The sequence below is a fragment of the Paractinoplanes lichenicola genome (genome assembly GCF_016785085.1).
GTDB classification, from domain to species: domain Bacteria; phylum Actinomycetota; class Actinomycetes; order Mycobacteriales; family Micromonosporaceae; genus Actinoplanes; species Actinoplanes lichenicola.
Window position 1 is genome coordinate 213,957 of record NZ_JAENHO010000009.1, and the last position, 20,244, is coordinate 234,200.

The window sequence follows — 20,244 nt, forward strand, 5'->3', positions numbered from 1 at the left end:
TCATCGCCGCGGCTCCCAGCGGAACATCCGGGTCGCGAACGACACCGCGACGACGACCCAGGCGAAGGTGGGCGCGAGCAGGATCAGCGAGTCGGACAGGGCGACCCCGCCGTTCCACGCGTTGAGCACCAGCTCGGTGGCCGCCCCGCCGGGCAGGATCCGCTTGACCTGGGCTAGCTCCTCGGTGCCGGTGATGCCGACCCAGCTCGCCACCGCGATCACGCCGAGGCTGACCGGCAGCGTGGTGACCTGGGCGTGCTCGGGCGAGTTGGTGACGCCCGCCGTGGCCAGGGCCAGGCCGATCATCATGGCCACCGTGGCGATGACGGCCACCACGAGCAGCAGCACGTTGTCGGGCCCCCCGACGACCGCGCCGAGGACGGCCAGGATGCCGACGACCTGCACGATCGCGACGACGGTGGCCGGCAGCACCAGCCCGGCCAGGATGCCCGCGTCGCTCTCGGCGGTGGAGCGCAGCCGCTTGAGGAACAGGTTCTGCCGGCGCGAGGCCAGCGTCGTCACGGTCGAGGTGTAGAGCCCGAACGCGCCGACGGTGAACATCACGATCGCGGCGATGTAGCCCAGGCTGCCGAGCTGCGTGAACACCTCGTGCTGGTAGATGAAGTAGGCGCTGATGGCGACGGGGATGATGAAGCTGGTGACCAGCACCAGCCGGTTGCGGAAGATCTGGATGAGCTCGGTGCGAGCGATGGCGAACATTCAGCAGCCCTCTCAGGACTCGATGGCGCGGAAGACGTCGTCCAGCCGGGTCGGCCCGGCCGTCAGGTCGCGCAGTTCCAGGGCGTTGTCCTGCGCCCAGGCCAGCAGGACGTGCAGGTCCTTCTGCAGCTCGAAGGTCTCGACGCGGACCGACCCGTCGGTGGCCACGGCGGCCTGCAGCGGCAGCGCGGGGGCCGGGGCGACCAGCGTGAAGCCGATGACGGCGGGCAGCGCGCGGGTCAGCTCGGTGACCGTGCCCTCGCGGTGGAACACGCCCTGGTGCATCAGCCCGATGCGGTCGGCGCGCTGCTGCGCCTCCTCCAGGTAATGCGTCGTCAGCACGACCGTGGAGCCGTTCTCGCGCAGCCGGTCGACGGCGTTCCACAGGTGGTCGCGCGACTGGATGTCGAGGCCGGTGGTCGGCTCGTCGAGGAAGATCAGCTCGGGGGTGCCGTAGACGGCCGTCGCGAAGTCGAGCCGCCGCTTCTCGCCGCCGGAGAGCTGGCCCACCTTGGTGCCGGCCTTGCGGGTCAGGTCGACGATGTCGATGACCCGGTCCACGTCATCCGTGCGCTTGGTCAGCGTGCCGATCAGGCCGACCGACTCGCGGACGGTCAGGTCGGGGGAGAACCCGCTCTCCTGCAGCATGATGCCCATCCGCGGCCGTACGGTCGTCCGGTCGGCGGGGCTGTGGCCGAACACCCGGACGGTGCCGGAGGTCGGGGTGCGGTGCCCCTCGATCGTCTCCAGCGTCGAGGTCTTCCCGGCGCCGTTGGTGCCCAGGAGCGCGTACAGCTCCCCGGGCCGGACCTCGAACGACAGGTCCTTCACGGCGTGGAAGTCGCCGTACTTGAGGTTGAGGCGTTCAACGATGACTGGCGTTGTGGACATGACTCGATAAGACCAGCGACCCCACCCCTCCGGTCAGTGTCGCAGTGTCATGACCCGATATGACGTGGTGTCACTACTCGCCGGGCCGTTCGATCCGAATACTGGTGGGGTGAAGGCAAGATCGCTGCGCATCACCGAGGCGACCCAGGGGCGTTTGCGCCGGCTCAACCTCTACACCGCGCTGCCGCCGATCCTCCTGGCCGCGTACGTGGTGGTGGCGGTCGACGTGCACGCCTGGTGGCACGCGCTGGTGCTGGTGCCGGGCGTGCTCGCGGCGCTGGTGGCCTTCGAGCGGTGGACGGCGAACGACATCGGCCGGGTCGCGCTGCCGTGCCTGGTCGTCGCGGCCGCCGTGTGGCCGCTGGGGGTGCTCGTGGTGGGCAGCCCCAACGCGTACTGGGGGGTGACAAGCGTGGCCTCGCTGGCCATTCCCCGGATGCCGCGCCACCAGTACGTGGCGGCGGGCGCCCTGGTCGCCTTCGTCGCGGGCATCGGCGCCACCCGGCTGCTGGTCGAGTCGGGCGTGTCGGGCGGCCTCGGTGCCTTCCAGTTGCTGGCCGGCGCCGACGACGTGCTGATGAAGTTCGTGCTGATCCCGACCGGCGTGACCCTGCTGGTCATTGTGCTCTCCTTCGTCGGGGAGCGGTTCTACGACATCGTGCAGGAGCTGGAAGCGTCCCGGGAACGCGAGGCCGAGCTGGCCGTCATCCGCGAACGGGTGCGGTTCGCCGGCGACCTGCACGACATCCAGGGCCACACGCTGCACGTGGTGAAGCTGAAGACCGCGCTCGCGCAGAAGCTCGTGCACAGCGATCCCGACCGGGCCGCCGACGAGCTGCGCGAGATCAACGACCTGGTCGGCGACACGATCAAACAGACCAAGGAGCTCGCGTACGCGCAACGACGGCTGAACCTGTCGGCCGAGCTGGAGAACGCGAAGAACCTGTTCGAGGCGGCCGGGATCCGGGTGCGCATCACGCGCGAGTCGGAGCCCGAGGCGGGAGTGAGTGAGATGCTCGGCCAGGTGCTGCGCGAGACGACGACGAACATCCTGCGGCACGCCCAGGCCACGCAGGTACGGGTCACGCTCACGGCGTCGGGCATCACGATCGTCAACGACGGCGCCGCGCGGCACGGGCCGCCCGAGCTGCGCGGGCTCTCGGCCCTGCGGCAGCGGCTCGTGGCCGACGGCGGCGACCTGGCCGTCACGCTCGCCGCCGGGGAGTTCACGACGGCGGCGGCGTTCCCGGCGGGAGGTGCCCGATGACGACGGTGATGCCGGCCGAGCTCCGCGCGGGAGGTGCACGATGACGACGGTGGTGCTGGCCGACGACGAGGTGCTGCTGCGCAAGGCGATGGCCGCCCTGCTGCCGCTCGAGGGCGACATCGCGGTGCTGGCCGAGGCGTCCGACGGGGCCGAGGCGGTGACCGAGACGATGCGGCACACGCCGGACGTGCTCGTGATCGACCTGGAGATGCCGAACGTGGACGGGCTCGGTGCGGTCGCCGAGATCCGCCGCGAACGGCCCCAGCAAGTGATCCTGATGCTCACGCGGCACGCCCGTCCCGGCGTACTGCGGAAGGCTTTGAAACTCGGGGTGCAGGGGTTCGTGAGCAAGTCGGCCGACCCGTCACACATCGCGACGGTGATCAGCACCCTGCACGAGGGCAAGCGCTGGATCGACCCCGACGTCTCGGCCCTGGCCGTCATGGACGATGTGCCGCTGACCGACCGCGAGCTCGACGTGCTGCGGGTGACCAGCGAGGGCTACTCGGTGGCCGACATCGCCGCCCGGCTGCACCTGGCGCCCGGGACCGTCCGCAACTACCTGTCCAGCGCGATGCAGAAGACCCAGACCCAGACCCGCCACGAGGCGGCCCGCTATGCCCGCGAACACGACTGGCTGTGAGGTAACGAAGTGTTGTTGGTGGAAGATCTGATGCTGCTGTTGCTCGACGACGAGACCGGGGTGCCGGCCGCGGCGGGCACGCTGCCCTACACGCTCGGCGGGGCCGTGCTCGTCGAGCTGGCCCTGCTCGGGCGGATCGGGACCGACGGGGACAACACCTCCTGGATCAACGACCCCAAGGTGCACGTGACCGGCGAGGGCCCGCTCGACGACCCGCTGCTGCAGGAGGCGTACGACAAGGTGGCCGAGAAGCCGCGCGGCGCCCAGTCGTTGCTGCTGCACATCGGGGGCAGCCTCTACAACCCGCTGATCGAGCGGCTCCTCGAGCGCGGGCTGATCCGCCGCGAGAAGAAGCGGGTGCTCGGCATCTTCAAGATGAACGCGTTGCCGGCCACGGAATCCGACTACGAGCCGCGGATGCGCGACCGGATCAAGGCTGTTCTCGTCGATGGGGCACAGCCTGATACCCGTACGGCGGCCTTGATCGCTCTGTTGTCTTCGAGCGGCGCGTTGCCGATGCTGCGCCCCCAGCTGGCCTGGTCGTCGCCGGTCATCAAGCGGGCCAAGGAGCTCGAGCAGGGACACTGGGGCGCCGAGGCCGTCAACACCGCCGTGACCCGTACGGCGGCCGCGATCGCCGTCTCGACCGCCGCGGTCACCGTCACCGTGGTCACGTCGACAAACTAGGCCCTTTCCGCAACAAAAGATCTCTACAGTGACCGGGTGTTCGTCTTCGGCGATGAGGACAGCTCGGCCCGCCGCTTCGGCCCGGTCACGATCGCGGTGCTGGCCCTGGTGGTCGTGATCTCGGTCGCGGCCGCCCTGTGGCAGCCGGAGGGCGGGCGCGAGACGGCCGCGCCCGGGCCCTCGGGTTCGCTCGACCCGCTCGAAGGGTGCGGGCCGGACGCGCAGGAGCTCGCCGAGGACAGGCTCCGGTGGGAGGCGCAGCACTGCGGGCCGCTGGTGGCCGACGATCCCGACCGGCTCAAGCTGGCCGACCCGTGGCTCGTCAGCACCAAGGCCGAGCAGATCAACCGCGGCGTCGACCGTGCCCTCTGCCCGGACCCTTCCCGCTGTACGCGGGCCCGGCCGATCTCGGCCGAGGACGTCGGCCAGGTGCGGGCCGCGCTGAGCGCCCTGGGCTATCCGGCCGCCGAGGTGCGGCTGCCGGTGCCGGCGGACGGCGTGCCGCTGGCCAGCGTCCTCTACGGCGTGCCGCTCGACCAGTCGGCCTGCCTGGTCGCCTACGCCCGGATGGGCGAGGGGACCGTGCACCTGCCCCCGGTCGGGCGGCTGAAGTCGGGGCCTTGCCTGCGGCCCTGAACTGGGTGAATGCGACTGGGAAAAGGGTGGAAGATCGGCTTTCGCGGGTGGCCGTTCGGGTGATTTCGGCGTTACTTCGCGCGGGCGTACGTTCGGGATTCCTTGATGCGTGCCGCCTGTCGATTATCGAGGTAATGGCGCATGACGACCGTGATGTTAGTAGCTGTTGCCGCCATCCTGCTCACCGTTGTGCTGGGCTTCGTGCAAAAGCGGAAATCGAATGACACGGCCACGGATACCGGTTCGATCTACGTGCCCGTGGTGCCGACTTTCAAGATTGTCGCCCTGGGTATGCGCGGATCGGGCAAGACCGTGTATCTGGCGAGCATGTACGACGAGATGATGGTCGCGGCCGACGACCGCAGCTTCTATTTGCAGGCCGAATACTCCGACGCCAAGATCCTCAGTCAGTGGAAGAGCGAGATCGTCGACCCGAATCGGGGCTTTCCGCCGGGCACGGTCGCGACGCAACTGCGGAAGTTCACCTTCGGCGTCCGGGCCCGCAACCGCGGCACCCCGCACACGATCATGAATCTGGAATACGTCGACTACGCGGGCGGGCTGCTCACCGACCCCGACGACCCGGGCTCGACCGCCCCCGCTGAGCTGCACGAATACGTCAGCAAGGCGCACGCCCTGATCATCGTCATCGACGGGGCCCGGCTCGCGCAGCACATCGCCGGGGACGACGAGGGCACCGTCTATCTGCAGGAGGCATTGCGACTGCTGGTGACGCTCGTGCAGGACCTGCCCCAGCCGATCAACTTCATCATCACGAAATGGGATCTGCTGCAAGATCTGGAAGATACGCCGGAGGCGAGCCTGCGCACCGTTCGCGGGATGCTGGAGGAGGATCCGAAATTCCGCGCCCTCGTACGGCTGCAGGGCAGCCGCCGGATCGTCCGGCTCGTTCCGGTCAGTGCCGTCGGCGCCGGCTTTCTCGACGTCGAGAACGGTGAGGTGCGAAAGCACGGCGCGATGCGACCGGTGAACGTCGACGTGCCGATCGCCGCCGTCATCCCCGACATTCTCGAACGGGTGCGCAAAGACATCGAGGGGCTCGAACGGCAGCAGGCGGTCGAGAAATTGCGCCGGGATCTGCGGATCGGCCCCTCCGGCGCGGTCCGCGAACTGAGCATGTTTCTGGTCGAGAAGGCCGGGATGGGCGTGAAAGCGCTGTCGCTGCCGGCGGTCGAGGCGATCGTCGATTCGGTCAACAACGCCTACGACGTGCCGGGCAAGCGGGCCGAGCGGGTCAAGGCCGTGCAGGACGCGGCCAACCGGATGGAACGGGAATCGGTGCACGTCCAGGAGTTGCGTGACTACGTCATCCAGGAGATGCGCAGCCGCGTGCGTGAGCTCGAGCGCGAGCTGCCCAGCGCCCGGCTGGAGGGGTGATGGCCGCCGGCGGGGCGTGGCCGTTCCTGATCGGGGCGGGCCGGGTGCGCGACTATCGCGTGCTCGTCGCGCCCGACTTCCTGCCCGACTACGGGCGGCTGAAGGACGTCGTGCGGCCCGGTCCGGACGGCGAGGTGCAGAGCGCCACCCTCGACACGCGGACCGGCCGGGTGTCGGTGACGTATCGGACCCGGATCGCCGCCGTGACGGACGGGCAGGGCCGGTCGATCCAGCTGTTCTACGGCTATGTCTTCCGGTCGCCCGAGCCCGGTCCGGTGAGCGAGGCCGACTTCGACCGGGCGGCCGCACTGGTGCTCCCGGTCTTCGACACGTTCCTCGACGACGAGCAGAGTTTCACCGTACGGTCGTCGCCGCCCACGATGCTGACCGATCCGCCTGCCGATCCGGCCCCACCCGGCCGGCGCCGGGGGCTGATCGTGACGGCTGGTCTCGTGCTGGCCGTTGCGGCGATGGTGGGCGCCGGCTACGCCATTTTTCGGCCCGGGAGCGACGTCGTGCCGCCACCTGTCGACGAGCCGGGGAGAGCTGCCCCGTGCGAAGGCCGGGTGGTGCTCAGTCCCGACGGCAAGTTGCTCGCCGCGGTCCAGGGGGAGCAGATCGTCCTGTGCGACGCCGTCAGCGGCCGGCCGCTCGGTCCCGTGCACCCGGGCACCAAGGCCGTCTTCAGCGGCGACGGCCGGACAGTGGCGGTGGTCTCGCCCGGACGTGTCGAGTTCTTCGCGACGACGAGCGGCGAACCCACGCTGCCCGCGATCGGCGAGGACCCGGAGGATGTCGTCTTCGACCCGATGACCGGGTGCTGGCGGCTGCTGTTCCCCGACCGCATCGAGCGGTGGCAGCCGGGAGCCGGTCAGCGCGGGCCGGCCGAGGTCACGCCGCGGGGTGAGGACGGGCCCGCCCCGGCCCCCAGCCGCAGCTGAGAGCGCGAGGCGGGCGGCCGGTCAGGCCGGGTCGATCGGGAAGACGCCGGCGAAGCGGAACAGGTCGGTGATCGTGACGATCGGGTCGCCGTTGGCCAGGCGCACGCCCTGGGCCGGGTTCCAGCCGCGGTAGCGGCCCAGGTACGACTCGGGGTCGGCGCGGAGCTGGCCGATCAGGGTCTCGGCGACGATGCGGCTGCCGACCTCGCCCAGGAAGTTGCCGTGGCAGCGGATCTCGGCCTCCTTGAGGATGTAGAACCACAGCGGCGTGTGCTCGAGGAACGGCTGCAGGGCGTCGTTGACCTCCTGCGAGTTGCCGCGCTGGAGCTCGTCGGTGGTCAGCGGCCGGGCGCCGACCTTCGCCGCCACGGCCTGGCCGGTCGGCAGCGACAGGTGATAGCCGCGCAGCAGGTTGCGGATGGCCAGGCCCTTGAGCATCGCCTGGATCTCGGGCGCGGCGTTCTCGTCCTCGCCGGACACCTCCTTGAACATGTCCGACAGCGGCTCCGCGAGCTTGGTGTCGATGGGCCGGGCGAAGTGGTCGGCGAGGCCGTCGCCCTTGTCGACGAACCGCGGCCAGTCGATCACCCAGTTGAAGGGCAGGTTGGAGTCGCTGAACCCGGCGAACGGGTCGGCGTGGTGGCCGGTGAACTCGAACAGCTGCCGGAACCGCGCGACCCGGGCCAGGGTGCCGTTGCCGTCGCCCTTGCGCCCGAAATTCTGGTTGTAGTCGTAGACCGAGCGCACCATGCTGTGCCCGAACCGGTAGGCCGCGACGGAGAACTCGATCGGCATGTACGGTTCCTGGCCCGGCTCGAGCACGTAGAACCGGTTCCCGGTCAGCAGCACCTTGTCCACGATGCCCGGCATGGCGATCGTCTTCAGGTAGTCGTGCACCACGAGCCACTGATAGTGCCAGCGGACGAGGTCGCGGGCCTCGAGGAACAGCTCGCGCTCGCTCTTCTGATAGCCGTTGCTCGTCTCCCGCAGGTGCGCCACGACGTTGTTGTGGAACCTGAGGAAGGCGACGTGCAGCTGGGCCACGATGAGGTTCTCGTCGTTGCGGGCGTCGCCGACCACCGCGGTCGTGCGGTGGATGGCCCGCGATTCCGGGGTCGCGTCCGGGTCGAGCCCGGCGTCGAGCTTGCGGGGCAGATCGCGCCGCCGGTCGTCGGCCGGGGGAATGTGGTCGCCGGGGATGCCGTCTTCGAAGACCTCACCGATCCGGAGGTCGATGCCGTCGTACAGCGTGCCGGATTCCGTGCCCTCGTCGTCGAAATCCGGACCGTCGGCGTAGACGGAGTCGAGATTGAGCGCGGGCTGCCGCAGATTCCGCAGATCCCGGCGGACGTCTGCCGGATCGATCGGCGTCAAATCAGGTTTGCGAAGGTCGGTCACCGCATTCGCGCGGTCGGTGTTCGCGGTGATGTCGTGGTCGATGAATTGACCCCAGTACGTGTAGACCGCGGGAATCACCGAATTGCCGGCGCCGCCGCGCTGGTCGTCGGCGGCCGGCGTCTCCTTGGCCATCGCGATGCCGAGCGCGGTCAGCAGCCCGCGGACCGTGGCCGGCTCGCCGGGAATGTGGTGGGCCGGGAACTCCGCGGCCAGGTCGCCGAACAGGTAGTCGAACGGGCTGGAGACCTCGGCGATCTCGGCCTGGGCGGTCGGCGGCAGATCGGCCGCCTCGCTGAGCAGCGTGGCGCTCGCCAATCCGGCCGCGGTCCGCTGCGCCCCGGGAGCGGTGTCAGGTAATACCTGGCTGCCGTGCCGGATATTGGACAGCATCCGGCGGTACTGCTTTTTGTCTGGTGCGGTCATGACGATTCCCCTCGTGTTGCGCCAGGCGTCCTCTCCAGGGCGCGAGAACACATTTGCGCGTTCGCCGGAATGGTCACCAGACTTATGTCCCGAAGCGGACAAGAAGAGCGGGGGATCGACACGGGCAGCACCGTCGTCCACTATGGCGTGGTGTATGACGTCATAGTGATCGGGGCCCGCTGCGCCGGGTCGCCGCTGGCCATGTTGCTCGCCCGCCGGGGCCTGCGGACCCTGCTGGTCGACCGGGCCACCTTCCCCAGCGACACGGTGTCCACCCACGTGATCCACCCGCCGGGCGCCGCCGCGCTGCAGCGGTGGGGCCTGCTCGACCAGGTCGTGGCGACCGGGTGCCCGCCGGTCGGGCGCTACTCGTTCGACTTCGGCCCGGTCAAGCTCGCGGGCGCGCCCGGCACCCCCGACTCCCCGTACGCGTATGCGCCTCGCCGCTCGCTGCTCGACAAGATCCTCGTGGACGCCGCCGCGGCCGCCGGGGCCGAGGTGCGCGAGGGCTTCGGGGTCGAGGAGGTGCTCGTCGAGGACGGGCGGGTGACCGGCATCCGGGGCAGCGGCGGGCAGGTCGAGCGGGCGCGCGTGGTCGTCGGGGCGGACGGGCGCAACTCCGTCGTGGCCAAGGCGACGCAGGCCCCCGCGTACGAGGAACACCCGGCGCTGACCGTGGGCTACTACTCGTACTGGAGCAACCTGCCGACCGAGACGTTCGAGGCGTACAGCCGGCCCGGGCGGGGCTGGGCGGTGTGCCCGACCAACGACGACCTCACGCTGGTGATCGGGGGCTGGCCGCACGCGGAGCTGGCCGAGCACCGCAACGACGTCGAGGGCACGCTGACGGCGATGTTCGAGTCGTCGCCCGAGTTCGCCGAGCGGATCCGCGCCGCCAAGCGCGAGGAGAAGCTGGTCGGCACGTCCGTCCCGAACTACTTCCGGGTCCCGTACGGGCCGGGGTGGGCTCTGGTCGGCGATGCCGGCTACTCGCGCGACTTCATCACGGCGCAGGGCATCACCGACGCCTTCCTCGACGCGGAGGGCCTGGCCGAGGCGCTCGACGAGACGCTGGCGGGCGGGAAGCCGTGGGACGACGCGCTCGCCGGCTATCAGACGCGCCGCGACACCCGGGCCATGCCGCACTACCAGATGACGCTGGGCATCGCGTCGCTGCAACCGCCGGACGAGCAGATGATCCAGCTGGTGTCGGGGATCGCCGGCAAGCAGCCCGCGATGGACGCGTTCGCCCGGCTCAACTCGGGCGTCACGTCACCGGCCGAGTTCTTCGCCCCCGAGAACGTGGGAAAGCTGCTCGCCTAGATTCGTAGCAGGACGGCGTGCCGGCCCGGCCCGTACTTCGCGGAGTACAGGGCCAGCACGCTCTTCCTGGTCTCGGGGCTGACGTCGGCCAGCGTGGTGGCGGCCGTCTCGGGGGGCAGCTCGCTCTCGTCGATGTCGACCCAGTGCTCGCCGTCGTGCAGCACATAACGCAGGTCGAGCGGACCCACCCGTACGCGGTAATGGTCGGCCACGTCCTGCAGGCCGGCCGCGCCCCAGCGGGACGTGAAGGCCTCCAGCGCGAGCCCGCCCACGTCGCCGCGCACCCGCACCTCACGCTGGTGGTTCTCGCTCATCCGGCGATCGCGGAACAGCCCGTACGAGAGCCAGTTGTCGACGCGGTAGAACGCGTGGGCCGGCCCGATCTGGCTGATCCGCACCTGGAACCGCTCGCGGTGGCGCTCGGGCAGCGACCGCAGGAACTCGTCGAGCCGCTCGATGTTGAGCCGCATCAGCGCGACGGCGTCGGTCGGGGCGACCTGCCGGGCCCGCTCCGCGGCGTCGGGGCACGACGGGTCGGTCAGCATGATGCGGAAGTGCACGCCCCGGTCGAGCGCGGACATCACCGCGGCCCGGAACGCGTCGAGGTGGGCCGGTTCGAGCAGGCCGGTCCAGTGCTTCCAGATGTCGACCCGGTCGGACGCGTCGTCGATGCGGCGGATCACGTCGCGATAGTCGAGCCGGGTGCGCCAGCGTACGGCGTTGCGGTTGAGCGAGAGCACCAGCGGCTGCAACACCAGCACCGCCAGCACCAGGTCGAACAGGTTGGCCCCGACGTTGATGCGCAGCTCGTCGCCGAAGCCCTCGGTGTGGCGCAGCGGCCACAGCGTCACGAAGCTGCCGAGCAGCAGCACGGCGTCGATCCCGGCGTACAGATAGGACAACCAGTATCTGCTCCCGGGCAGCCGCGGCCGACGCATGCGCTCATGGTGGCAGCCGGGAACCACCACCGTCGATACGGGGTCGCGCCGGACGGCCGCACCGGGGATGATCTCCGGCCATGACCACGACCGTGACCGACTGCCCGCAGTGCGCGGCGCCGACCGTCGCCCTCGGGCACCCGCAGCGCTGGTGCCCGGCCTGCGACTGGAACCTCGACACCGTGACGAACGCCGTGTTCGGCTGGCGGTGGCTCGACCGGCGGCTGCACCGGGTGGCGTTCCGGCTGACCGCCGCGCAGTTCGAGGCGCTCGGCGCGGGCCGGTCGGCGGGCCGGGTGGCGCGCGGCGTGACGCTGGCCGCGGCGGCGATCCTGCTGGCCGGGGTGCTGGCCCTGGCCGTACTGGGCACGTGGTTGATTCTTGTCGATTTCTTCAGCGTCCTCACGGTGCTCGGGCTTGTCGTCCTGGCCGTCGCGGTTCTGCTGCGGCCCCGCTTCGGCCGGCTCGACGCACCCGTCGTGCTCGACGAGGCCGCCGCGCCCGCGCTGTTCGGGCTGATCCGCCGGGTGGCCGAGACCGTCGACGCGCCGGTGCCGCACGTCGTGGTGCTCGCCTCCGACCTCAACGCGTACACCACCACTGTCGGCGTGCGGCGCCGGCGGGTGCTCGGCCTCGGGCTGCCGCTGTGGGCCACGCTCGGCCCGCAGGAACGGGTGGCGCTGCTCGGTCACGAGCTCGGGCACTTCGTCAACGGCGACGTCCGGCGCGGGCCGCTGACCCAGGTCGCCGAGACGACGCTGGGCCGGGTGGCGCACCTGCTCGCGGCCGACGGCGATGGCGACTCGGGCGTGATCGGCATGCTGACCCGGGGTGTCGGGTGGATTCTCTCCCGTACGGCGATGGCGCTGCACCTGCTGCTCGTGTGGACCAGCCAGCGCGACTCGCAGCGCGCCGAATACCTCGCCGACGAGCTGGGCGCCCGTGCCGGTGGCACCCCGGCCGCCGTACGCCTGGCCGACCACCTGCTGATCGAGGCCGCGCTCGACACCGTCGTCCGCCGGGAGGCCCGCGCCGGGAACGGGCCGGCCGCGTGGCGGGCCGCCGCCGTGGTGGCGCGGGACAACCAGGCGGCGAACATCCCGGCGCTGCGCAAGCTGAGCAAGCACACCGAGGTGTCGCTGTTCGCCTCGCACCCGCCGTCGGGGCTGCGGGCCGAGATGCTCGAACGGCGGCCGCCGCAGAACGCCGCGGTGACGCTGACCGAGCCCGAGGCGGAGCGGATCGACGGCGAGCTCGCGGCGTACCAGGAGCGGGTCCGGCGTGACCTGGTTGCCGATCGGTAGCTTCCGTCGATAGGTGGCTTATGAACGCCCGGCCCTCTGCCGATGCGGGTAACGACTCGAAACCGCGCACGTGGAAGGTTACGGATGACCACCGACACCCAGGCCCGCCCGGAACAGCCGCCGGCCGCGCCACCAGTCTCGACCGGGCGCTGGTGGGCCCTGGTCGTGCTGGCGATGGCCCAGCTCATGGTCGTGCTCGACGCGACCATCGTGAACATCGCGCTGCCCACGGCCCAGGCCGACCTCGCGTTCTCCGACGCCTCCCGGCAGTGGGTCGTCACCGCGTACGCGCTCGCCTTCGGCTCCCTGCTGCTGCTCGGCGGGCGCCTGTCGGACTTCTTCGGCCGCAAGCGCATGTTCCTCATCGGCCTGGTCGGCTTCGCGCTGGCCTCGGCGCTGGGCGGCGCCGCCGACGGGCTCGAGATGCTGATCATCGCGCGTGCGCTGCAGGGCGCCTTCGGCGCGGCGCTGGCCCCGGCCGCCCTGTCGCTGCTGTCGACCACGTTCACCGAGCCCGCCGAGCGTGGCAAGGCGTTCGGCATCTTCGGCGCCATCTCGGGTGCGGGCGGCGCGGTCGGCCTGCTGCTGGGCGGCGTGCTCACCGAGTACGCCTCGTGGCGCTGGTGCCTGTTCGTCAACCTGGTCATCGCCGCGATCGCCGTCGCCGGCGCGCTGCTCAAGCTGACCGACGAGCCCGTCACGTCCCGGGCCCGGATCGACGTCCCCGGCGTGATCACCTCGGTGCTCGGCCTGGTCGGGCTGGTCTTCGGCCTCGGCAAGGTGGAGACCGACGGCTGGTCCTCGGCCACGGCACTGGTCCCGATGATCGGCGGCGTAGTGCTGCTGGTCGCCTTCGTGGTGATCGAGCTGCGCGTCACCAACCCGCTGCTGCCCCTGCGCGTGGTGCTCGACCGTAACCGCGGCGGCTCCTACGCGGCGATCAGCATCTCCGGCATGGGCATGTTCGGCATCTTCCTGTTCCTGACCTACTACCTGGTCGGCAACCTCGGCTTCACGCCCGTGCAGACCGGCCTGGCCTTCCTGCCGATGCTCGGCTCGATCATGCTCTCGGCCACCACGGCCGGCTCGATCCTCACGCCCAAGATCGGCCCGCGTCCGCTGGTGCCGCTGGGCGCCCTGATCGCGGCGGGCGGCATGGCCTTCCTGACGCGGCTCGACCTCGATTCCACGTACGCCTCCGGCGTGCTGCCCGGCCTGCTGGTGATCGGCCTCGGCCTCGGGCTCGTCTTCGCGCCCACGCAGAACGCCGCCACCAGCGGCGTCGAGCACCGCGACGCGGGTGTGGCCTCGGCAATGATCAACACCGTGCAGCAGATCGGTGGCTCGATCGGCACGGCCCTGCTGAGCTCGTTCGCCGCCACCGCGGCCACGAACTACGCCGCCTCGCACCCCAAGTCGGCCACCTTGCTGGCCGAGGCCTCGCTGGCCAGCTATCACACCGTGTTCTGGTGGTCGTGCGGATTGTTCCTGACCTGCGCGGTCGTCTCGGCGCTGCTGTTCCGCACCGGCCCGCTGGCCGTCGACCCGGACGCGCCGAAGGCCATGGCCCACTGAGCCCTCGTTCCGGGGCATTACCGGCCGAGGCCGCCGCGATCATGAAACCTGATCGCGGCGGCCTCACATTTGTTCCGGATGGGCATCGTTCGGGTGGCGATGTGACCACTCTCAGCTAGCCGTGGTAATAATGTCCGTCGATGGACGGGGATGCGGAGTGGCGGCAATGGCGGCGCGAGATGTTCGGCGACCCCTATGTGGTGTGGCACGAGGGCCCGCAGTTCGCGGCCCTGCTCGAGGCCGCCCGGCGCGAGCCGAGACGGGTCGAGCGCATGCTCCGGGCCGGCCTGGCCGCCGGTGACACCGTAGCGGCCCAGTCGTTCACCGGCCTGGCCGCCGCCGGGCTCGCCCCGGCCGACGCCGTGAGCATCCTGCGCACCGGGCTCATCCGGGCCACCGACGAGTTCCGCATCCGGGTGGCCGAGGCGCTGCACGCCCTGACCGGCGACCCGGGCTGGGCCACGCCGATCGCCGAGGTGCTGACCGAGGCCACATCCGAGCTCGTACGGCTTGACGCCGCCATCGCCCTGGCGAGCTTCCCGCCCAACTCGAGCCTGATACAAACGCTCGCGACGGCGGTAGTCGACCCGGAATACCTGGTCCGCTATCACGCGGCCAACACCCTGCTCCGCTGGTCGGGCGACCCCCGCCAGGTGGACGGCGTCCCCACCCTGCTCGAAAAGATCACCGACCGGGCCGAGGGCGCGTGGCGAGCCGCGGCCGACGAGCTGACCGCCCGCCTCTGCCGCTGACCACCACCCGCCGCTGGCCACCGCCCGCCTGTGCCGCCGGCCACCCCTGCCTCTGCCGCTGGCCACCGCCTGCCTCTGCCGCCGCCCGCTGCCCGCCTTTGGCGCCGGCCACCCCGTACGGGTGAATCGCCGTTGATTTTCGCCCGCTCGGTCGTTGGGCGGTCGTGGACGATGAGGAGCACTCGATCGGGCCGGGCACGACGATCGCGTTGATCGCGGGCTTCATCGTGTTCTACGGCCTGTTCATCGCGGTGGCGCTTGCCCGCGCCTGAAATACATCTACGTCTGTAGATGCGCGCAACGCCTTCCCGTGGTACTCCGAGAGGAGCCGATCGAGGAGGCCGCCATGTCTGTGTCACCGCAGCGGTTCGGGCGAGGGGCGGGGATCTTCCGCCGCAAGCCGATCGACGACGTGTCCGACGAGCGGGACACCGACCTGCATCGGTCGCTCGGGCTGTGGCAACTGACCGCGATCGGGGTCGGCGGCATCATCGGCGCCGGGATCTTCGCGCTGGCCGGGGCGGTGGCCAACGAGACGGCCGGGCCCGCGGTGCTGTTCTCGTTCCTGATCGCGGGCATCGCCAGCGCCGCGGCCGCGCTCAGCTACGCCGAGTTCGCCGGCATGATCCCCAAGGCCGGGTCGGCGTACACGTACGGCTATGTCGTGCTGGGCGAAGTGGTGGCGTGGTTCATCGGGTGGGACCTGCTGCTGGAATACACGGCGATCGTCTCCGTGGTGGCCATCGGCATCAGCGGCTACTTCTCGTTCCTCATGGCGGAGCTCGGGCTCGACCTGCCGGCCTGGATGCTCGGCGCTCCCGGCACCGGCGACGGGCACGTCGTCGACCTCTTCGCCGTGCTGTTGTGCCTGCTCATCGCGTACCTGCTCAACCGCGGGATCCGGGCCGCGGCCCGCGCCGAGACCGCCGTGGTGATCCTCAAGGTGCTGGTGGTCCTGCTCGTCGTCGGGGTCGGCGTCTTCCACATCAACCGGTCGAACTACGACCCGTTCTTCCCGTTCGGCTGGAGCGGCGCGATCACCGGCGCGGCCACCGTGTTCTTCGCCGTCTTCGGCTACGACGCGATGAGCACCGCGGCCGAGGAGTCCAAGGACGCCCGCCGCCACCTGCCCAAGGCCATCATCTACTCGCTGATCATCTCGATGGTGCTGTACGTGCTGGCCACGCTGGTGCTGACCGGCATGCAGAACTACCAGGACATCGACCCCGAGAGCGGCTTCTCGTCGGCGTTCGCCGCGGTCGGCCTGTCCGGCCTGGCCGACGTCATCGCGGTCGGCGCCATCATCGGCATCCTGACCGTGATGTTCACCTTCATGCTGGGCGTGACCCGGGTCTGGTATTCGATGAGCCGCGACGGCCTGCTGCCCGCCTGGTTCGGCAAGCTGCACCCGACCCGCAAGGTGCCGAGCCGCGTCACCTGGATCGCCGGCATCGTGTCCGCGATCATCGCCGGCTTCCTGCCCATCCGCGAGGCGGCCGAGCTCACGAACATCGGCATCCTGCTGGCCTTCGTCGTGGTCTGCGTGGCCGTCATCGTGCTGCGCTACCGCCGCCCCGACATCCCGCGCTCGTTCCGCCTGCCCGGCATGCCGGTCATCCCGGTTGTCGGCATCGTCTTCTCGATCTGGCTCATCACGTTCCTCGACCCGGTCACCTGGCTGCGCTTCGCCATCTGGTTCCTGCTCGGTTTGATCCTGTACGCCTTCTACGGCCGCCACCACAGCAAGCTGAACCGCTAGAGCTCGCCCCTCAGCTGCTCGGCCACGCCCCAGAAGTCGGGTTCCAGCGCGCAGCGGGCGGCCAGGTATCGCCGGACGCGGCGGGTGTCGAGGTCGAGCAGTGCGGCCATCCGGTTGGCGAAGCCTGCGGCGTCCGCGGCGAGGCGGGCGGGGAAGTTGAGCATGTGCTGGACGGGGTCGTAGCAGGGATCTCCCACCTACGGCTTGGGGTCGACGACCAGCCACGGCTCGCGCTCGGCCCGCAGCACGTTGCCGGGGTGCAGGTCGGTGCAGAGCAGCACCTGCCGGGGCGCGCTGCGGGGCAGTTCGCGCCACACGTCGAGGGCGGCGCGGGCCAGACCCGGGTCGGGAGCCGGCCCACCTTGAGCACGCGGCCGTCGCGTACGGGGGCCACCCACTACGCCGTGCCGCCCGGCTGGAACGGCCGCTCGACCTCGACCTGCCAGTGGTCGGCGAGTCGGCCACGATCCCCGGCAGCGCGGCGGCCCAGGCGGCGAACGGCGGGTAGTTGCCGGTGTCGCGCAGGTTCTCCGGCATCCCGAAGTGCGATGACGTCACCGCGTCACGGTGGGCCGTAGCTGACAGGGGGCTGAGGGCGGTTGGGCGGGCGGTCGGGGCGTGTTCCAGACTGGTGGTCCGCGCCCGGGACGTCGGCGGCGCGGGTGGGGGAGGACCGGCATGCGCGGGCTTGGGGAGTGGTCGTTCTTCTGGCGGCGGAGTCAATGTTCCGCGGCTACCGGAGCTTCGGCAGCGCGTCCTGCGGCCGGCGGTGGCTGCCGCAGAACCCGGCCGAGCGACACGGCACCGATCCGGTTGCGCCGTTCGGCGTCGAGGCCGGGCGGGGTGCGCTCGCCACGGACTCGGTCCTGAGGCGCGCCTGGCCACGGACCCCGCTTCAACCGCGCCTCGCCATGGACCTGGCCCTAGCCGCCTAGCTACGGGTCCGGGACCCAACCGCGCCCAGCTGCGCGCCGTCGCAGAGGTCGCTCTAGCTGCGCTTGGCTGCGGCGAGTCGCTCGCGCCACAGCGTTAGTTCGGCTGCTGCCTCCTGGCGGTCTGCCTCGGAGCTGGTCGGGTCGGCGAATGCGCGCCGGTATTCTTGCTCGGCCTTGGCCAGGTACGCCTTGGCCTCGAGGATGCGCAGGTAGCGGTGCCCGGCGTGCGGGTTTCCGGCCTTGAGGTCGGCCAGGTGCTGCGCGGCCGCCTCGATCTCGAAGCGCGCAATCAGCAGGTCGGCCGTGGTGGCTCCGGCGGCCCGCAAACGGCGGTACTCCTTCTCGGCCCGGGTGACCTCGGCCTGGGCGCGGACGAGCTCACCGGGTGAAGCCACGTACGACGGTGTGGTCCGAGCGGGCCGTGATGCCGGCACGGCGACCGGTGCGACCGAGCGGGTCGCGCGGGCCGGCGAAGAAGGCGACGAAGGCGAAGACGACGGCGGGGGCGACGATGAAGGTGTCGAAGACGGGGAGGACGGAATCGGCTCGGCGGGCCGTGCGGCCACGATGGTGACGCCGTCGGCCGGGGAGCTGATCACCGCTGCGCCCACGGTCGCGGCCAGGACGGCCGCTGCGGCCGCCGCGGCGACGGTGTGGGTGCGTTGCCAGCCCCGGGCCGGTGGTTCGGCGACCGGCTCCTCGCGGCGGGGCGGCGGCGTGGTGACGTACGGCGGTAACCAGTCTGTCACGTTCACCCGTCCGTTCCTGTGGGAGATGCTGCCGGGCATTCTCAGTCGGCATCGAGTGGCGGTTTCTTAGCGAGCTCTTAGACTCATTTACTTGAGCCTTCATCTAACACGGCCATCGTGGGCTCATGAGGATCATGACCAAAGGCGACGTCGTCGCGGTGGCAGCCGGGGCGAGTCTGCTCGTTGTGACCGCGCTCTGGGTGTCGAACGGCGGCCTGCAGGATCTGACCGGTGGCGGCGCGCTCTCCGCCACCGGTCGCCTCCTCGGCCTCTGGGCCTCCGACCTGCTGCTCATCCAGGTGCTGCTGATGGCCCGGATCCCGCTGGTCGAGCGCGCGTTCGGCCAGGACCGGCTGGCCCGCTGGCACCGCTGGAGCGGTTTCGCGTCGTTCTGGCTGATGGTGGCCCACATCGTGCTGATCACGCTCGGCTACGCCGCGACCGCCCGTAACAACCCGTTCCGGCAGCTCTGGGACATGATCTGGAACTTCCCGGGCATGTTGCTGGCCGCGAGCGGCTTCCTGGCGCTGGTCATGGTGGTGGTGACCTCGATCCGGGCGGCCCGGCGCAAGCTCCGTTACGAGTCGTGGCACCTGCTGCACCTGTACGCGTACCTGGGCGCCTTCCTGGCCCTGCCGCACCAGCTGTGGTCGGGCAGCGACTTCGTGGGCTCGCCGCCGGCCACGGCCTACTGGTGGGGACTGTGGGGGCTCGCGGTCGCGGCCATCATCGCGTACCGGGTGGTTGTGCCTCTGCTCCGGAACCGGCGGCACCGGCTCGTCGTGGACCGGGTCGTGCCCGAGGCCAACGGCGTCACCAGCGTCTACTTCAACGGCAACGACCTGCACAAACTCCCCGTACGGGCGGGGCAGTTCTTCCACTGGCGGTTCCTCGACGGGCCCGGCTGGACGCGCTCGAACCCGTTCTCGCTGTCGGCGGCGCCGGCCGAGCAGATCCGGATCACGGTCAAGGACTCGGGCGACGGCAGCGGGCGCGTGGCCACCCTCAAGCGCGGCACCCGGGTGCTCGTCGAGGGCCCGTTCGGCAAGCTGACCGGCGAGGACTACGCGGGCGGGCCGGTCGTGCTGATGGCCTGCGGCATCGGCATCACCCCGCTGCTCTCGCTGCTGGGCGAGCTGCCCTACGCGCCGGGGGAGGCGACCCTGCTCTACCGCGTACGGGACGACGCCTCGACCGCCTTCAAGCAGGAGCTCGACTGGTACGCCGCCGAGCGGGGCGTCCGCGTGGTCTACCTGACCGGCCCCCGGGCCCGCAGCCGCTCGTGGCTGCCCGGCGGCCGCACCGACGAGCTGGCCGACCTCGCGCCGGACATCGCCGCCGCCCGCGTCTACATCTGCGGCCCCGAGGAATGGGCCGCGCAGGCCCGAGAGGCCGTCCGCGCCGCCGGGGTGCCGGCCGCGCGGGTGCACACCGAACTGTTCAACTGGTAACGAGAGGCCGACCGATGCGACGTATCACCCTCTGGGCGTTCTCCACCGTGGCCGCCCTCGTGCTGCTCTTCAGCTATCGCACCAGCACCAACTCCCCGGTCTCGACGCCCGAGGCCGTGGCCACCGCGGGCCCGGCGCCCAGCGGCTCCCCGAACGCCGAGGGCGACGGCGGCACGTTCGACGGCTCGTCGGTGCCGACCAACTGGGGACCCGTGCAGGTCCGCATCACCGTGGCCGATGGCAAGATCACTCAGGTGGAGGCGCCGGTCTCCCCGGCCGACGACCCGGCCGACGCCGGCGTCACCAAGGGCGCCCTGCCGTCGCTGTACGAGCAGACCCTGGCCGAGCAGAGCGCCGACATCGACTCGGTGTCGGGCGCGACGTTCACCAGCGCCGCGTACAAGGAGTCGCTGCAGGCCGCCCTGGACAGCGCGCAACTCGGATAGCGAGCGGA

The 20,244-nt window shown here is 70.8% G+C and carries 20 protein-coding genes; 13 read left to right on the top strand and 7 right to left on the bottom strand.

Features of this window, described 5'->3' with window-relative positions; all coding sequences use genetic code 11:
- The gene (locus JKJ07_RS30695) at positions 1-720 is read right to left on the bottom strand and encodes an ABC transporter permease (protein ID WP_202995353.1); all 720 of its coding nucleotides are present in this window, start codon (positions 718-720) and stop codon (positions 1-3) included.
- 12 nt (positions 721-732) lie between these two features.
- Positions 733-1,611 (bottom strand): ABC transporter ATP-binding protein, encoded by an 879-nt coding sequence (locus JKJ07_RS30700; RefSeq protein ID WP_202995354.1) that lies wholly within the window; start codon positions 1,609-1,611, stop codon positions 733-735.
- Positions 1,612-1,720: 109 nt separating this feature from the next.
- Between JKJ07_RS30700 and JKJ07_RS51900 the strand changes: the two genes are divergently transcribed.
- The 6 genes from JKJ07_RS51900 to JKJ07_RS30730 all read left to right on the top strand — a co-directional run bounded on the left by JKJ07_RS51900 (position 1,721) and on the right by JKJ07_RS30730 (position 7,183).
- Entirely contained in the window at positions 1,721-2,878 is a 1,158-nt protein-coding gene (locus tag JKJ07_RS51900; protein WP_202995355.1) for a sensor histidine kinase, read from the top strand.
- A gap of 40 nt (positions 2,879-2,918) precedes the next feature.
- Positions 2,919-3,521 (top strand): response regulator transcription factor, encoded by a 603-nt coding sequence (locus tag JKJ07_RS30710; RefSeq protein ID WP_202995356.1) that lies wholly within the window; start codon positions 2,919-2,921, stop codon positions 3,519-3,521.
- A gap of 18 nt (positions 3,522-3,539) precedes the next feature.
- Positions 3,540-4,208: a GOLPH3/VPS74 family protein gene (locus JKJ07_RS30715; RefSeq protein ID WP_202995357.1), complete on the top strand. Its 669-nt coding sequence runs from the start codon at positions 3,540-3,542 to the stop codon at positions 4,206-4,208.
- A 36-nt stretch (positions 4,209-4,244) separates the two neighbouring features.
- Positions 4,245-4,844: a hypothetical protein gene (locus JKJ07_RS30720; RefSeq protein ID WP_202995358.1), complete on the top strand. Its 600-nt coding sequence runs from the start codon at positions 4,245-4,247 to the stop codon at positions 4,842-4,844.
- 141 nt (positions 4,845-4,985) lie between these two features.
- Positions 4,986-6,242 carry a TRAFAC clade GTPase domain-containing protein gene (locus JKJ07_RS30725; protein WP_202995359.1) on the top strand — a complete coding sequence of 419 codons (1,257 nt, stop codon included), beginning with the start codon at positions 4,986-4,988 and terminating at the stop codon, positions 6,240-6,242.
- Complete coding sequence (locus JKJ07_RS30730; RefSeq protein ID WP_202995360.1) at positions 6,242-7,183, top strand: WD40 repeat domain-containing protein; 942 nt, start codon at positions 6,242-6,244, stop codon at positions 7,181-7,183. Before JKJ07_RS30725 ends, JKJ07_RS30730 begins: the two co-directional genes overlap by 1 nt.
- Positions 7,184-7,204: 21 nt before the next feature.
- On the opposite strand, the gene JKJ07_RS30735 is transcribed toward JKJ07_RS30730, so the two are convergent.
- The gene (locus JKJ07_RS30735) at positions 7,205-9,004 is read right to left on the bottom strand and encodes a peroxidase family protein (RefSeq protein WP_202995361.1); all 1,800 of its coding nucleotides are present in this window, start codon (positions 9,002-9,004) and stop codon (positions 7,205-7,207) included.
- A 150-nt stretch (positions 9,005-9,154) separates the two neighbouring features.
- On the opposite strand from JKJ07_RS30735, the gene JKJ07_RS30740 reads away from it, so the two are divergent.
- Complete coding sequence (locus JKJ07_RS30740; protein WP_307834485.1) at positions 9,155-10,327, top strand: NAD(P)/FAD-dependent oxidoreductase; 1,173 nt, start codon at positions 9,155-9,157, stop codon at positions 10,325-10,327.
- Here the strand turns inward: JKJ07_RS30740 and JKJ07_RS30745 are convergent.
- Entirely contained in the window at positions 10,324-11,265 is a 942-nt protein-coding gene (locus JKJ07_RS30745) for a hypothetical protein (RefSeq protein WP_202995362.1), read from the bottom strand. The two genes, JKJ07_RS30740 and JKJ07_RS30745, sit on opposite strands and share 4 nt — an antisense overlap.
- An 80-nt stretch (positions 11,266-11,345) precedes the next feature.
- Between JKJ07_RS30745 and JKJ07_RS30750 the strand changes: the two genes are divergently transcribed.
- The 4 genes from JKJ07_RS30750 to JKJ07_RS30765 all read left to right on the top strand — a co-directional run bounded on the left by JKJ07_RS30750 (position 11,346) and on the right by JKJ07_RS30765 (position 16,655).
- Entirely contained in the window at positions 11,346-12,569 is a 1,224-nt protein-coding gene (locus tag JKJ07_RS30750; RefSeq protein ID WP_202995363.1) for a M48 family metallopeptidase, read from the top strand.
- An 84-nt stretch (positions 12,570-12,653) separates the two neighbouring features.
- A complete protein-coding gene (locus JKJ07_RS30755; protein ID WP_202995364.1) occupies positions 12,654-14,144 on the top strand; it encodes a DHA2 family efflux MFS transporter permease subunit in 1,491 nt (496 codons plus the stop codon).
- 140 nt (positions 14,145-14,284) lie between these two features.
- A complete protein-coding gene (locus JKJ07_RS30760; RefSeq protein ID WP_202995365.1) occupies positions 14,285-14,896 on the top strand; it encodes a HEAT repeat domain-containing protein in 612 nt (203 codons plus the stop codon).
- Between the two features lie 346 nt (positions 14,897-15,242).
- Complete coding sequence (locus tag JKJ07_RS30765) at positions 15,243-16,655, top strand: amino acid permease (RefSeq protein WP_202995366.1); 1,413 nt, start codon at positions 15,243-15,245, stop codon at positions 16,653-16,655.
- Here JKJ07_RS30765 and JKJ07_RS30770 read toward each other — a convergent pair.
- The 3 genes from JKJ07_RS30770 to JKJ07_RS30780 form a co-directional block, all read right to left on the bottom strand.
- Positions 16,652-16,819, bottom strand: a complete 168-nt coding sequence (locus tag JKJ07_RS30770) for a hypothetical protein (RefSeq protein ID WP_202995367.1) — start codon at positions 16,817-16,819, stop codon at positions 16,652-16,654. The two genes, JKJ07_RS30765 and JKJ07_RS30770, sit on opposite strands and share 4 nt — an antisense overlap.
- A 33-nt stretch (positions 16,820-16,852) precedes the next feature.
- Complete coding sequence (locus tag JKJ07_RS51285; protein ID WP_202995368.1) at positions 16,853-17,053, bottom strand: aminoglycoside phosphotransferase family protein; 201 nt, start codon at positions 17,051-17,053, stop codon at positions 16,853-16,855.
- A gap of 590 nt (positions 17,054-17,643) precedes the next feature.
- Complete coding sequence (locus JKJ07_RS30780) at positions 17,644-18,339, bottom strand: hypothetical protein (protein WP_202995369.1); 696 nt, start codon at positions 18,337-18,339, stop codon at positions 17,644-17,646.
- A 125-nt stretch (positions 18,340-18,464) separates the two neighbouring features.
- Between JKJ07_RS30780 and JKJ07_RS30785 the strand changes: the two genes are divergently transcribed.
- Together JKJ07_RS30785 and JKJ07_RS30790 are read left to right on the top strand one after the other, a co-directional pair.
- The gene (locus tag JKJ07_RS30785; RefSeq protein ID WP_202995370.1) at positions 18,465-19,790 is read left to right on the top strand and encodes a ferredoxin reductase family protein; all 1,326 of its coding nucleotides are present in this window, start codon (positions 18,465-18,467) and stop codon (positions 19,788-19,790) included.
- 14 nt (positions 19,791-19,804) lie between these two features.
- The gene (locus tag JKJ07_RS30790) at positions 19,805-20,236 is read left to right on the top strand and encodes an FMN-binding protein (RefSeq protein ID WP_202995371.1); all 432 of its coding nucleotides are present in this window, start codon (positions 19,805-19,807) and stop codon (positions 20,234-20,236) included.
- Positions 20,237-20,244: the final 8 nt, after the last annotated feature.

What these genes read in the sequence shown, in the direction of transcription:
- JKJ07_RS30770 (WP_202995367.1), bottom strand. Translation starts at nt 16,819, where the DNA reads ATGCTCAACTTCCCCGCCCGCCTCGCCGCGGACGCCGCAGGCTTCGCC.
- JKJ07_RS30745 (WP_202995362.1), bottom strand. Translation starts at nt 11,265, where the DNA reads ATGCGTCGGCCGCGGCTGCCCGGGAGCAGATACTGGTTGTCCTATCTG.
- JKJ07_RS30760 (WP_202995365.1), top strand. Translation starts at nt 14,285, where the DNA reads ATGGACGGGGATGCGGAGTGGCGGCAATGGCGGCGCGAGATGTTCGGC.
- JKJ07_RS30730 (WP_202995360.1), top strand. Translation starts at nt 6,242, where the DNA reads ATGGCCGCCGGCGGGGCGTGGCCGTTCCTGATCGGGGCGGGCCGGGTG.
- JKJ07_RS30710 (WP_202995356.1), top strand. Translation starts at nt 2,919, where the DNA reads ATGACGACGGTGGTGCTGGCCGACGACGAGGTGCTGCTGCGCAAGGCG.
- JKJ07_RS30735 (WP_202995361.1), bottom strand. Translation starts at nt 9,004, where the DNA reads ATGACCGCACCAGACAAAAAGCAGTACCGCCGGATGCTGTCCAATATC.
- JKJ07_RS30790 (WP_202995371.1), top strand. Translation starts at nt 19,805, where the DNA reads ATGCGACGTATCACCCTCTGGGCGTTCTCCACCGTGGCCGCCCTCGTG.
- JKJ07_RS30725 (WP_202995359.1), top strand. Translation starts at nt 4,986, where the DNA reads ATGACGACCGTGATGTTAGTAGCTGTTGCCGCCATCCTGCTCACCGTT.
- JKJ07_RS30700 (WP_202995354.1), bottom strand. Translation starts at nt 1,611, where the DNA reads ATGTCCACAACGCCAGTCATCGTTGAACGCCTCAACCTCAAGTACGGC.
- JKJ07_RS30750 (WP_202995363.1), top strand. Translation starts at nt 11,346, where the DNA reads ATGACCACGACCGTGACCGACTGCCCGCAGTGCGCGGCGCCGACCGTC.
- JKJ07_RS30765 (WP_202995366.1), top strand. Translation starts at nt 15,243, where the DNA reads ATGTCTGTGTCACCGCAGCGGTTCGGGCGAGGGGCGGGGATCTTCCGC.
- JKJ07_RS30785 (WP_202995370.1), top strand. Translation starts at nt 18,465, where the DNA reads ATGAGGATCATGACCAAAGGCGACGTCGTCGCGGTGGCAGCCGGGGCG.
- JKJ07_RS30755 (WP_202995364.1), top strand. Translation starts at nt 12,654, where the DNA reads ATGACCACCGACACCCAGGCCCGCCCGGAACAGCCGCCGGCCGCGCCA.
- JKJ07_RS30695 (WP_202995353.1), bottom strand. Translation starts at nt 720, where the DNA reads ATGTTCGCCATCGCTCGCACCGAGCTCATCCAGATCTTCCGCAACCGG.